This window comes from Streptomyces lydicus, assembly GCF_001729485.1.
In the GTDB taxonomy this organism is placed as follows: Bacteria; Actinomycetota; Actinomycetes; order Streptomycetales; family Streptomycetaceae; genus Streptomyces; species Streptomyces lydicus_D.
In genome coordinates, this window is sequence record NZ_CP017157.1 from 5,482,350 (window position 1) to 5,494,061 (window position 11,712).

Genomic DNA, 11,712 nt, shown 5'->3' on the forward strand with positions numbered 1-11,712 from the left:
GGGGAATGAACGTGCGAACCCGGAACGGGTTCGCGGGGGTGTCTGATTCTGAGTTCTTCTCGGGGGAGATCACATGCGAAAGATCACGGCCATAGTGCTGGCGGCGGTGGCGTGCAGTGCCTCGCTGACCGTGGCCACCGCCTCGGATGCCGCCGCGGCCGGTAGCTCGCCGCAGTGCGTGAAGGTGCGGAAGTACTTCAACAAGGGCCACGACCGGTACGTCCGCCTGGCGAACCTGTGCACCCAGCGCACCTCGTGCTTCATCGTCGTGGTGCCGCACCACACGGATCCGCACGGGCGCCTGCCCAAGGGCGCGACGAAGGACTTCCGTTACGGGACGACCTCGACGCCGCGCGCCCTGTACGTGAGAAACACTCCCTGCTGAGCCGAGCGGAGCATCGCCGGCCTCGGCGGCGCGCAGGTAGGGGTCAGGCGCTCAGTGCGATGCCGTCCAGGACCATGGAGAGGTACTGGCGGGCGATCTCCTCGGGGCTGTGCCGACCGCCCGGCCGGTACCAGCTCGCCGCGATCCAGACGGTGTCGCGGACGAACCGGTAGGTGAGACGGATGTCCAGGTCGGCGCGGAAGACGCCGTCGGCGACGCCCCGCTCCAGCGTGCCGAGCCACGCCTTCTCGAACTTCTGCTGCGAGTCGACCAGGTAGCGGAAGCGGGGCTGGACGGAGAGGTGCCTGGCCTCTTTCTGGTAGATGGCGACCGCGGCGCGGTGTCGGTCGATCTCCCGGAAGGACTCGGTGACCAGCGCCTCGATCGTCTCCCGGGGGCCGAGACCGGCGGCCAGTACGGCGTCGTAGCCGTCCCACAGCTCGTTCAGGAACGTGGACAGGATCTCGTCGAGCATCGATTCCTTGGAATCGAAGTGGTAGTAGAGGCTGCCCGCGAGCATGCCGGCCTCGTCGGCGATCCGACGGACGGTCGTGGCGTTGTAGCCCTGGGCGGCGAAGACCTCGGCCGCGGTGTTGAGCAGTTCGCGGCGGCGCTCCGGGGAGGCGTTCGCAGTGGTCGTCTTCTTCTTGGCGGATGGCACCCGGTCATTGTCGCCCCCCCGGCCGTCGCGGGTGGAGCGCAGCTCACGGCGGCCAGGAATCCGGCTCCGGCAGGCCCACGGTTGCGCGCAAATATTTCGCTAGTAAAACACCTGTTAAGCTTCTTGGTATGGGGAAGCACGCGAAGCCCGCAAGGAACAGAGGGGGAGCGCGGTCGGAGAGCACGGTGCGTGCCCGGCCGTTGCCGATCAGGAGCACCGTGCGGCTGCGCCGCCCCGTCGACAGCTGGCACAAGCCGGCGCTCAGCGCTGTCGTGGCGCTGGCGATTCCCGATGCCGCTCTGTACGCCCTGGGCCGGCTGGATCTGATCCTCTACACCTCGGCCGGGGCGATGTGCGCCCTGTACGCGCACGGCCTGCCGTACGCCGCTCGCGCCCGCGCCCTGCCGTGGGTGGTGCTGGGCATGGTCGCCAGCCTGGGGATCGCGTTGACCGCCGCGTCGCTCGTGGCGTCGACGGCGCTGCTGGTCGCCCTTGCCTCGCTGGTCGCCGCGGCCCACAAGATGGTCTGCGACGCGACGCGGATCGGGCCGCCGGGGAACCTCATCCTGACCTTCATCGCCGCCTCGGCCTTCTTCGTACCGCAGCGGCTGGGACAGGTGCCGCTGCATCTGGGGCTGGCGCTCGGCACCGGTGCGCTTGCCTGGCTCGTGTGCATGGCGCCGGCGCTGGTCAGGCCGCAGGGGCCGGAGCGGATCGCGACCGCCCGGGCACTGGAGGCCGCGGCGGGACTGCTGCGTACGGAGTCGGCGGCGGCCGGGACGGCGGCGGGTGGGGCCGCACCGGGCGCTCGTGCCGCGGCGCAGGCGCGGCACGGCGCCGCGGCGGCCGTGAATGCGGCCTGGCACACGTTGTTCCTGGTCCCGCCCGCCCGTACGCCGGAGAAGGCCGCGGCGCGTGCCGGTCTCGAACGTCTGCTGGTGCGCGCGGAGGCGGCGCTGGGCGGCGCCGGCGCCGGGAAGGAGGCGGAGGACGGGGTGGGGGGCGAGCCAAACCCGTTCCCTCCCCTCGGTCGGGCGGTCCGGGAGGCCCCCGTCGCTCAGGTGGACCGGGAGGCCGAAGTCGAGCGGTTGCGTGGCTGGGCGCGGGACCTGCGGCGGGGGCGTCCGTTGCCGTGGGTTGCGCTGTCGGCGGCGCAGGCCGAGGAGCTGCGGGGCATCGAGGCCGTGGAGGAGAGTCTGGAGGGGGGTGCGGCGCGGGCCGCGCGACCGGCCGGCGGGCACGTCGCGGGACGGGCTGCGGCGCACCTCGCGGGGCACGCAGCGGCCGCGGGCGGGGGCGAACTCGGCGGGGCGGGAGACGCGGGGTTGCGCCGGCCCGCGCCGGGGCGGCCGCGGGGGCTGCGGGCCGTTCTCGCCCGGCTCGCGCCCGGTTCCCCGCTGCTGCCGATAGGGGCGCGGGTAGCCATCGGGTGTGCGCTGGCGGGCTGGGCGTCGATGGCGGTCGGTGTCGGGCACCCGTACTGGGCCGTGGTCACCGCCGCCTCCATCTACCAGGCCAACACCACCCTGTCCTGGCAGCGCGCGCTGCAGCGCACCCTCGGCAATCTGCTCGGGCTGGGGCTGTTCACCGCGCTGCTGCCGCTGATCCACACCGGGCAGCTCGCGATGATCGCGCTGACGCTGGCCTTCCAGCTCGGCGCGGAGGCGTGCATCACCCGTAACTACTGGTTGGGCTCGGTGTGGGTCACGCCCATGGCCCTGCTGTTGACCGAATTCGGCAGCCATCTGCCGGCCACGACGCTGATCGCGGACCGCTGGATCGACACCGTGGTGGGTGCGGGGGTGGGCCTGGCCTGCTGCATTGCGGTGACGAATCGGCGGGCGGCGGACCGTATCGATGTCGCTCTGGAGCGGGTGGCGCAGGCGGAGGCCGCCGCCTCCCGGCTGCTGGCGGCGGTGACGGCAGGAGCAGGAGGGGTGGACGACGCCCTGGAGGCCGGTTGGGCGCGGGACCGGCTGGTCGGTGCGTTGGTCGAGCTGCGTGAGGCCGCTGAGGTGGCGTCCGGCGAGTGGTGGCAGCGTGCCCTGCCGGAGGAGCGGATCGCGCACGCCGAGCAGCGGGGTCATCGTGTGCTGGCCGGTCTGGTCCGGCGGCTTTCGGCGCCGGCGCTGGCCGCCTGAACCGCGCGCCCGGCCGCCCGCCCGCGCGGCGGCCGGCGACCTGCGGAAGGCACAATTGGGGGCGTACGGAATGGCCGAGAGGAGTGCGGGTGACCGAGGACATCGTCGCGGGGGTGCTGCGCCAGTGGCAGCAGGTGCACCCCGGGCTGGACACCGGCCCGATGGCGGTGATCGGGCGGCTCAACCGCTGTTCCGCACTGCTGCAGCAGGCGGCCGATGCGCCGCTGCGACGGGCCGGGCTCACCCGTCCGGAGTTCGACATCCTCGGCACGTTGCGCCGGATGGACCGCGAGCTGACCCCGGGACGGGTGGCCCGCGAGACGTTCGCCTCCGGCGCGGCGGTGACCAAGCGCGTGCGGCAGTTGGAGGAGCGGGGGCTGATCGCGCGCCGGCCCGACGACCGGGACCGGCGGGTCGCGCATCTCTCGCTCACCGACGAGGGACGCGAAACCATCGACCGGCTCCTGCCCGAACAGCTCAGGTACGAGGCTGCGCTGCTCGACGGCATCGGTGATCAGCGGCAGGAGGAACTCTCCACGGCACTGGGCGAGTTGCTGGTCGTGCTGGAGGGGCGGCTCGGCAGTTTGCTGGAGTGAGGCGGGCGACGGGCCACCCGCCCCGCCCCGCACACCTCCACGAACCCGCCCCCGCGCCCGCGCCCGCGCCCGCGCCCGCAGAGCTTCCTCCTCCCGGTGGGCAGGCGGTACCCGCCGCCCGAACACGGCGGCCACGGACCCGTACGGCCCCGGATCCGTATGGCCCCGGATCCGTACGGCTCCGGCCGCCCCGCCTCCCTCACGGCTCCAGGCGTGCGATCCGGCCCCGCTCCCCCGCGGCCCAGCAGCCCAGGTCAGGGCTGCAGTCGACGGTGTCGTACGAGCCGTTGTCGAAGGGCTGCCAGGTGCGTCCGCCGTCCAGCGTGCGGTCGCTGCCGGACGGGCCCACGGCCAGCGCGAGGCGCCGGGAGTGCGGGAGCCACGCGACGCCGGAACGGTATGCCTGCGGGGGCGCGGGGGTCGCCGTCCAGCTGGTGCCGGCGTCGTCGCTGAGGGCGGCGGCGTGCGGCGAGGGCTGGTCGGGGCGGTAGTCGCCGCCGACCGCGAGGCCGTGGGTCCGGTCTCGGAACGCGAGGGCGAAGACGCCGCGGGCCGGGTCGCCCGCTGGGAGGGGCGCCTCGCTGACCGACCAGGTACGGCCGCGGTCGGCGGTGTGCAGGACGCGGGCGGTGGCCGCGCCACCGGTGGCGATCCAGGCGTCGTGGCTGCCGCTGGAGACCAGGCACTGACCACTGGCGGCGAACGCGGCTTCGCCGTCCTGCGCCGGGGGCATGCCGTCCGACGGCAGCACGTGCCAGCTGCGTCCGCCGTCCGCGGTGGACAGGATGCGGTACTTGCCGTCGACGGGGTCGCTGAGTGCGATGCCGTGGCGCCGGTCGAAGAAGGTGAGGCAGTCGTAGAAGGCGCGGGGATCGGTGTTGCGGAAGCTTTCGGTCCAGGTGGCCCCGGCGTCGTCGGTACGGAAGACCCGCGAGGCCGCTCCCTCGCCGATCGCGAGGATCACCGCCCGGCGCGCGTCGAGTGCCTCGATGTCGCGGAACTCCAGCGCGCCGACACCGGGCGGGGAGATGTCGGTCCAGTGTTTTCCGCCGTCGTGGGTGCGCAGGACGGTGCCGGACGTGCCCGCGACCCAGGCGGTGCTACGGCTGACGGCCGCCAGGCCGCGGAAACGGGCGGTGCTGCCGCTGTCCTTGAGGCGCCAGTGCCAGCCGGCATGTGGGGTGGGGTGCGAGGTGGCCGAGGGCGCTGTGCCGGCCGGTGCGGCCGCCGCCTGTGGGACGGCGGACGGCACCGCGAGGGCCGTGAGTGCCGAAAGGGCCGTGAGTGTCGACACGGCGGCGCCCGGACGCCATGGCCTCCGTGCGGAACCAGGGGCCGATTGCCCGCCCTTGTCGCGCCTGCCCGAAAACCAGCCGCTGCACAATAAGCGCCCCATGCGCCGCATTCGCCCCACCCCGCTCACGTCGTGCGCTGGAAGCTAGTCCAGCCCGGCCTTCCCGTCCAGACCGCGAGAGATCCGGCGAACAGCCGGAACAGTTGGCCTATTTGGCATATTCAACCTATTCGGAATATTCGGCGGGACCGAGGCAGTGAGGACAGTTGGGGCGAGTTGCACGTGCGGTAGACGCGCGGGCTCGCCGTAATTCCCCGTCTTGCGCCGCCGAGCTTGGATACTGGCGGAGCGTCAACCACTCGCCGGCGCCGCCAAAGAGGGCATTTCGCAAAATTCAAGGACGCGTGACACAGGTCACGTGGGTTCCATGGGATTCCAATGCACCTCACGCGACGGCCTGGCCGTCCTAGTGGTTGTAGACCCAGGAATTCGCAACAATTGCAAGGGAGCCGGCGATGTCCAGCGTCATCGACCAAGCCGTTCAGGCCCGACTCATCGCAAGCGCTCCCCTGTCGCGGGCGATTCCGGCGAGCCTGCGCTACGACCGCACCGACCCCTTCGCGGTCCGCTTGGCCTTTCCGCCCGCCGCCTCGCTGGACGGAGCGGAAGTGACCTGGACGTTCGCGCGGGAACTGCTGGAGGAGGGCCTGTGCGAGCCGGCCGGCGCGGGCGACGTACAGATCTGGCCGGCGAATCCCGACGGTGAACGCGAGGTGGTCGTGGTGGAGTTCCACACCCCCGACGGGATGGCGCTGGTGCAGTTCGACGCGCAGGACCTGCGGAATTTCCTGGACCGGTCGTACGGGATCGTGCCCAGGGGCGGCGAGATCCAGCACCTGGACGTCGAGGGCGACTTGGCCGCCCTGCTGCGCGGGGCGTGAAGCGGAAGTTCCGCCCACTCGTTCCCGTTCCGGACGCCCGGCGGCTCCACCCGGTGCTGTGACCGCGTGGGTTCGCCGGGTTGGTGGTCGTGACGGTTGGATGTGCGGTGACGTCCATTCGGCCGCTGGAAGCGCGATGGCTGAGCCTGTCGGTGTACGCGGATTGACCGACAGGGAGGGGCAGAAGCTGCAGCAGATCGTGCGCCGGCGCAGCACGAGTTCGGTGCGTTACCGGCGGGCGATGATGCTGCTCGCTTCTGCGGGCGGAAACCGGGTGCCGGTGATCGCCCAGCTGGTCCGGGCCGATGAGGACACCGTGCGAACGTGCTCCACCGACTCAGGAGGCGGACGGCTCGATCTCCCCCGCGAAGACGATGACCTGGTCGATGAGGCTCCGCCGCAGATGGACGACGTCCGTTCCCGCCAGGCGGGGGCCTCCATCCGGCGTGGTGAAGACCCACTGGTACCGGGCCCACTCGCCAGGCATGTCCACCGCTGAGCAGCGCACCATCGTGCCGGTCCCCGCCGGGTGGCGCCGGATGTCCAGCACGAACCGCTCGACCGCCGCGATTCCTTCGCTGCGACCCAACGGCCCCCAGAAGACCACGTCTGAGGTCAGGGACTGGGAGAGCAGGGCAGTCACATAGGTGTCGTCCGAGGCGTTGAACGCGGAGATGAACGTGTCGATCGCGGAGCGTGCCGTCTCTTCCTGCATGCCCCAGTAATACCAGCCGTTGCGCGTGCGCTCGTCCCGCGAGCCGTCTTCCCGATCTCGGTGGACCATCCCGGTCACAGCACTAGCGACCCGCCCCCTGCCGCCCTCCCGCCCTCTCCGCCCCCTCCCTCTCCTCCCCCGCGTCCCCGAACAGGTGCGCCAGCTGCAGGTCCAGCATGCGGAGCGCGTCCTGCGGCTCGTGCACGCCCAACAGGACATAGGTGGCGAGCCCGTCGACGGCGCTGATCAGCAGCATCGCCTCGTCCTCGGTCGCGCGCCCCGGGGGCAGCTCACCGCGTTCGGCGGCCCGACGGAGCTGGTCGGCGAAGAAGGCGCGGAGCTGCGGGATGCCCTGCTGTGCTTCGGCGCGCAGGGTGGGGTCGTGCACGGCGCGGGCATAGTACGCGGCGCCGACCAGGAGACCGATGCGGCTCTTGTCGTCCAGCGGCAGCATGCCTGACAAGCAGGCGCGCAGGACGGCGCGCGGTGTCGGTTCCCGGTCGAGTGACTCGATGCGTTCGCGGATCCGGGCGGCCGCCAGCCGGTTGATGTGCCGGAGGGCGAAGACCAGCATTTCGTCCTTGGTGCGGAAGTAGTGCTGCAGCCGGCCGAGCGAGATGCCGGCCTCGGCGGCGACGTCGCGCAGGCTGGCACCGTCCAGCCCGCGGGTGCTGGCGATCCGCCAGAGCGCCTCGGAGATTTCCTGGCGTCTGGCTTCGTGATCCACCTTCTTGGGCACGGACGCGACTTCTTTCTTGCGGTGGGCGGGGAGCGCGGGGGCCTGCCCCGTTCCCGCCCTGTTACGGACTTCCGCGGCGACGCCGAGGGTGTGACACCAGGGCACCGTGCGCGGCCATATCGGCTCTGCGACTTCGCGGTTCCACGGCACCACGACTCCGCAATTCTGAGGCTTTGTGTCTTTTCTGCGGCTTTGTGAATTGTGACTTCGTGGGCATGTCGACCTTCGGCACGCCACGGTCCTCGTGCGCGAACGGCCTTTCCCGAAGTCGGCGACATGTCGGGCAGGGCCCGGCGGACAGCCGCCCGGTCCGTTTTTACAAGTCGCTCGTACGGTTATAACGTACCGGTACTCAATACGATTGACTTGGAAACCGGTGACCCGCATGCCCGAGCCCGCCACCCCGCTGCTGCGCCCGCCCCGCCACCGCGTCGATCCCCGGGCACGCCGCTGGTGGACGCTGCAGGCCCTGCTGACCCTCAGCGGGCCGATGCTGCTGATCGCGCTGGTCATGGCGGTGCTGTCGATACTTTTCTTCCCCGGCGCGCTGCCGTGGCTGGGGCCGTTGCTGCTGGTCGTGCTCGTCGTGCCGGCCGTCGGCTATCTCGTGGTGATGCCCCGGTGGCGGTACGCGGTGCACGCGTGGGAGCTGGGCGGGCGCGCGGTGTACGCGGCGGGCGGCTGGTTCTGGCAGAAGCGGCGGATCGCGCCGCTGTCCCGGGTGCAGACCGTGGACACCGTGCGCGGCCCGTTGCAGCGGCGGTACGGGCTGGCGACGGTGACCGTGACCACCGCCTCGACCGCGGGCGACATCAAGATCGCGGGGCTGTCCGACGCGGACGCCGAGGAACTGTCCCGGCGGATCGGCGAGGCCGCGCAGGACGTACCGGGTGATGCCGCATGAGCGCGCCACGGGACCCCCGGACGCCCGGGCCGGCGACGACCGCGTCCGGCACGGCCCCCGCCACTCCCCCTGGGACCCCTGCCGTCACTCCCCCTCCCACCACCTCAACGGCACCGTGGCGGCGGCTGGACGCCCGTACGCTCCTGGTGCACTGCGGCTGGATGGGGGCGCCGCTCGCGTCGCTGGCGCTCACCGCGCTGGCCACCGGGGGGCGGATCACCGCCGGCGCCTGGATCACGCTCGCCGCCATTGCCGCCTCGTTCGCCGTCGTCACCACCCTCGGGCTGATCCGTTGGGCCCGTACGGAATTCCGGGTCACCGCGGACACCCTGGAGGTACGGAGCGGGCTGCTGAACCGGCGGCTGCGGAGCGTGCCGCTGCGCCGGATCCGCACCGTCGACCTGACCGCGTCGCCGCTGCACCGACTGCTGGGCGTGACCGTCCTGCGGGCGGGCACGGCGGGCTCGGGGGACGGCGGCAGCGAGCTGTCGCTGGAGGCGCTCACGGTCGCCGAGGCGGACCGGCTGCGAGCGGAGTTGCTCGCCCGGGCCGAGGCCGAGGGGGCGGCGGACGACCCGGTGGTGGCGCGGATCAGCTGGCGCTGGCTGCGCTACGCGCCGCTGACCTTCTGGGTCGTCGGCGGGGTGTTCGTCGTGGCGGGGTCGGTCTACCGGGCGCTGGACGCGATGGGCATCGAGCCGTGGAAACTCGGCTTCGTGCAGCGGGCGTTCGCCGAGTTCGGCGCGAACGCGCTGTGGCTGACGGTTCCGGCGGCGCTGCTGGTGGTGCTCGCGCTCGGTTCGGTCGGCGCGATCGCCCTGTACGTCGAGAACTGGTGGAGCTACTGCCTGGAGTGGACCGACGCCCGCTCGCTGCGGGTGCGCCGCGGGCTGTTCACCACCCGCTCGGTGACCATCGAAGGGACCCGGCTGCGGGGTGTGCTGCTGCGCGAACCGCTGCTGCTGCGGGCCGGCGGCGGCGCGCTGGTTCGCGCGGTGGCCGGCGGACTGGGCAACCGCGAGGAGAACCGCAAGCGCAGTGGGCTGCTGCCGCCGGCGCCCCGGACGGAGGCGCTGCGGGTCGCGAGCAGCGCGCTGCGGGCGGCGTTCCCGGAGGCGGAGCCGTTGACGGGGCATCCGCGGGCGGCGCTGCGCCGGCGGCGGACGCGTGGCCTGCTGTTCGTGGTGGTCCCCGGCACGGCCGTCCTCGCGGGTCTCGGCGCGGCGTTCACGCCCGTACTGCTGCACTGCGCGTGGATCTACGCGGTGGTCACCACGCCGGTGGTGTGGTGGCTGGCCCGGGACGCGTACCGCAGTTTGGGGCACGGCATCCGCGGGGCGCACCTGGTGGCCCGGTCGGGGACCTTCAGCCGCGACACCCTGGCGCTCCAGCGGTCGGCGATCGCCGCCTGGACGTTCTCCACCTCGCCGTTCACCCGCCGCTCCGGGCTGGTGACGCTGACCGCGGCGGTCGCGGCGGGCGAGGACGGATACCGGGTCCGGGACCTGGCGGCCGAGGCGGCTCCTGGCTTCGCGGCGACGGTGACCCCGGGCCTGCTCGACGAGTTCCTGGTCCACCGGCAGGGGTAGGCCCCGGCCGGCGCCGGGAGTCCGCCGGGGAGGGCGGGTGCGCCGCTTGCCCGGCCGCGCGGCCACAGCGGCCGGGGACCCCAACCGCCATAGGCGAGGGGGGTATTCAGTACAGGCGTCAACATGAGATACATCACACCCCTGTCGCGTGCACGGCGAGAGTGGGCACACCGTCTTACTGGACGAGCCTTGCCCATGACCGACAGCCGTGAGGGAGCAGCGCGATGAACACCGTCATCGACCAAGCCGTCCAGGTCCGTCTCATCGCGACGACTCCCGGCCCGTACGCGGTCCCCGCGATGCTGCATTACCAGCCCGCCGACCCGCTGGCGGTGCGGATGTCCTTCCCGCCGGAGATATCGCTGGACGGCTCGGCGGTGGACTGGGCGTTCGCCCGTGAGCTGCTGGACGAGGGGCTGCGGGCGCCGGCCGGACGGGGTGACGTGCGGGTGCGGCCGAGCGGTCCCGACCGCACGGTGATGGAGTTCCACGCCGACGAGGGCATCGCGATGGTGCAGTTGAGAACCGAGGACGTGCGGCGGTTCCTGGCCCGGTCCTACGCGGCCGTGCAGGCGGGCAGCGAGGCGGCGCACCTGGGCATGGACCGCGCCCTGGCGGAGCTGTTCGGCGCGGCGTGAGCCGCTGACAGCCGACGGGCGGGCCGGGCGCGGGGAACGGGAGCGCCCGGCGGGCCGGCCGGCGTGAACGGAATGCGGCACGCGGCGACGAAGCCGACGACAACGAACCGGCGACCCGGCACTCCCGCACACGCCGGTGCGGCTGCCGGACCCCGCGGGGGCCGGCAGCCGCACCGGTGAGGTACTGCCGTTCCTGCCGTTCCTGCCGTGGCTACCGCTTGGGGAATCCGAAGCCGTAGCCCTGCTGCTTCATCCAGGGGAGCAGCCGGTCCAGTGAGGCGACGGTCCGGGAGCGGTCGCCGCCGCCGTCGTGGAAGAGGACCGTGGGCCCGTTGGTGAGTTCGCCGCGCACCGTCGCGTCGATCGCCTCGACGCTGCCGCTCTCGAAGTCCTTGCTGTCGACGTTCCAGCCGAGCGGGCGCATGCCGTGGTCGGCGGCGAGCCGGCGGCTGTACGGCGTGAAGGCGCCGCCGGGGGCGCGGTAGTACTCGACCTTCGCGCCGCCCGCGGCGTCCTCGATCATCTTCTGCGCGTCGAGTATCTGCCGGGACTGGTAGCTCTCCGGCTGGTGGTCCATGCCGGTGTTGTGGCTGATGGTGTGGTCGCAAAGCTTGTGCCCGGCGGCCACCACCTGCTTGACCAGCTCCGGATGGGCCCTGGCCTGCGGGCCGATCATGCAGAAGACCGCCTTGACGTCGTGCTTCTTCAGCACCTCCAGCACCTTCGGGGTCCAGACGGGGTCCGGGCCGTCGTCGATGGTGATGTTCAGGCTGCGGCCGGGGCGGTCCGAGGCGTGCACGATGGACGGATCGACGGGCGCGATGCGGGGCGCCTTCTTGGCTTGCTGGGTGTTGCTGAGGGTGTCCGCCTCGGCCTGGGAGGGCCCGCCGAGTTGGCCGGACGCGATCGCCCCGACGATCCCCAGCGACACCACGGCCGCCGCCACCACTCCGATGATCCCGCCCTCAATGCCGAAGCGCCGCGCCATCGTTATCCCGTCCCTCGTGCCGTGCTGGTGTCCGTACCGGACGGCGACGGGCGCTGGTCCGCCCGGCCGCCTTCCACCACCACAGATGCACGGGGGAGCGAGCAGGCTGCTCCTGTTACGG

At 72.4% G+C, this 11,712-nt stretch carries 12 protein-coding genes and 1 pseudogene; 8 read left to right on the plus strand and 5 right to left on the minus strand.

Annotated features, from left to right (window positions below; all coding sequences use genetic code 11):
• Positions 1–73: 73 nt before the first annotated feature.
• Positions 74–385, plus strand: coding sequence for a hypothetical protein (locus tag SL103_RS23855; RefSeq protein WP_069570993.1), 312 nt, complete (start codon positions 74–76; stop codon positions 383–385).
• A gap of 43 nt (positions 386–428) precedes the next feature.
• Here SL103_RS23855 and SL103_RS23860 read toward each other — a convergent pair whose 3' ends face one another.
• Positions 429–1,046 carry a TetR/AcrR family transcriptional regulator gene (locus SL103_RS23860; protein WP_069570994.1) on the minus strand — a complete coding sequence of 206 codons (618 nt, stop codon included), beginning with the start codon at positions 1,044–1,046 and terminating at the stop codon, positions 429–431.
• A gap of 128 nt (positions 1,047–1,174) precedes the next feature.
• Here SL103_RS23860 and SL103_RS23865 point away from each other — a divergent pair, with 128 nt between their 5' ends.
• Both SL103_RS23865 and SL103_RS23870 read left to right on the plus strand, forming a co-directional pair.
• Positions 1,175–3,187, plus strand: coding sequence for an FUSC family protein (locus SL103_RS23865; RefSeq protein WP_079145941.1), 2,013 nt, complete (start codon positions 1,175–1,177; stop codon positions 3,185–3,187).
• Between the two features lie 89 nt (positions 3,188–3,276).
• Complete coding sequence (locus SL103_RS23870) at positions 3,277–3,783, plus strand: MarR family winged helix-turn-helix transcriptional regulator (RefSeq protein ID WP_069570996.1); 507 nt, start codon at positions 3,277–3,279, stop codon at positions 3,781–3,783.
• Positions 3,784–3,982: 199 nt separating this feature from the next.
• Here the strand turns inward: SL103_RS23870 and SL103_RS23875 are convergent, their stop codons facing one another.
• Positions 3,983–5,077: a WD40/YVTN/BNR-like repeat-containing protein gene (locus SL103_RS23875; RefSeq protein WP_069570997.1), complete on the minus strand. Its 1,095-nt coding sequence runs from the start codon at positions 5,075–5,077 to the stop codon at positions 3,983–3,985.
• A 515-nt stretch (positions 5,078–5,592) separates the two neighbouring features.
• Between SL103_RS23875 and SL103_RS23880 the strand changes: the two genes are divergently transcribed.
• Entirely contained in the window at positions 5,593–6,018 is a 426-nt protein-coding gene (locus SL103_RS23880) for an SsgA family sporulation/cell division regulator (protein ID WP_069570998.1), read from the plus strand.
• Positions 6,019–6,154: 136 nt separating this feature from the next.
• A pseudogene (locus SL103_RS38925) lies at positions 6,155–6,340 on the plus strand (IS630 family transposase); the annotation flags it as partial.
• 15 nt (positions 6,341–6,355) lie between these two features.
• Here the strand turns inward: SL103_RS38925 and SL103_RS23885 are convergent.
• Positions 6,356–6,733: a nuclear transport factor 2 family protein gene (locus tag SL103_RS23885; RefSeq protein ID WP_069574058.1), complete on the minus strand. Its 378-nt coding sequence runs from the start codon at positions 6,731–6,733 to the stop codon at positions 6,356–6,358.
• Positions 6,734–6,815: 82 nt separating this feature from the next.
• Entirely contained in the window at positions 6,816–7,472 is a 657-nt protein-coding gene (locus SL103_RS23890; RefSeq protein ID WP_069570999.1) for a TetR/AcrR family transcriptional regulator, read from the minus strand.
• A 385-nt stretch (positions 7,473–7,857) separates the two neighbouring features.
• Here SL103_RS23890 and SL103_RS23895 point away from each other — a divergent pair, with 385 nt between their 5' ends.
• From SL103_RS23895 to SL103_RS23905, 3 genes are all read left to right on the plus strand, one after another.
• Positions 7,858–8,376: a PH domain-containing protein gene (locus SL103_RS23895; protein WP_069574059.1), complete on the plus strand. Its 519-nt coding sequence runs from the start codon at positions 7,858–7,860 to the stop codon at positions 8,374–8,376.
• Positions 8,373–9,965, plus strand: coding sequence for a PH domain-containing protein (locus tag SL103_RS23900; protein ID WP_079145942.1), 1,593 nt, complete (start codon positions 8,373–8,375; stop codon positions 9,963–9,965). Before SL103_RS23895 ends, SL103_RS23900 begins: the two co-directional genes overlap by 4 nt.
• A gap of 224 nt (positions 9,966–10,189) precedes the next feature.
• A complete protein-coding gene (locus SL103_RS23905) occupies positions 10,190–10,603 on the plus strand; it encodes an SsgA family sporulation/cell division regulator (RefSeq protein WP_069571000.1) in 414 nt (137 codons plus the stop codon).
• Positions 10,604–10,814: 211 nt separating this feature from the next.
• Here the strand turns inward: SL103_RS23905 and SL103_RS23910 are convergent, their stop codons facing one another.
• The gene (locus SL103_RS23910; RefSeq protein WP_069571001.1) at positions 10,815–11,591 is read right to left on the minus strand and encodes a polysaccharide deacetylase family protein; all 777 of its coding nucleotides are present in this window, start codon (positions 11,589–11,591) and stop codon (positions 10,815–10,817) included.
• Positions 11,592–11,712 lie beyond the last annotated feature (121 nt).

What these genes read in the sequence shown, in the direction of transcription:
- SL103_RS23885 (WP_069574058.1), bottom strand. Translation starts at nt 6,733, where the DNA reads ATGCAGGAAGAGACGGCACGCTCCGCGATCGACACGTTCATCTCCGCG.
- SL103_RS23900 (WP_079145942.1), top strand. Translation starts at nt 8,373, where the DNA reads ATGAGCGCGCCACGGGACCCCCGGACGCCCGGGCCGGCGACGACCGCG.
- SL103_RS23855 (WP_069570993.1), top strand. Translation starts at nt 74, where the DNA reads ATGCGAAAGATCACGGCCATAGTGCTGGCGGCGGTGGCGTGCAGTGCC.
- SL103_RS23880 (WP_069570998.1), top strand. Translation starts at nt 5,593, where the DNA reads ATGTCCAGCGTCATCGACCAAGCCGTTCAGGCCCGACTCATCGCAAGC.
- SL103_RS23905 (WP_069571000.1), top strand. Translation starts at nt 10,190, where the DNA reads ATGAACACCGTCATCGACCAAGCCGTCCAGGTCCGTCTCATCGCGACG.
- SL103_RS23910 (WP_069571001.1), bottom strand. Translation starts at nt 11,591, where the DNA reads ATGGCGCGGCGCTTCGGCATTGAGGGCGGGATCATCGGAGTGGTGGCG.
- SL103_RS23895 (WP_069574059.1), top strand. Translation starts at nt 7,858, where the DNA reads ATGCCCGAGCCCGCCACCCCGCTGCTGCGCCCGCCCCGCCACCGCGTC.
- SL103_RS23865 (WP_079145941.1), top strand. Translation starts at nt 1,175, where the DNA reads ATGGGGAAGCACGCGAAGCCCGCAAGGAACAGAGGGGGAGCGCGGTCG.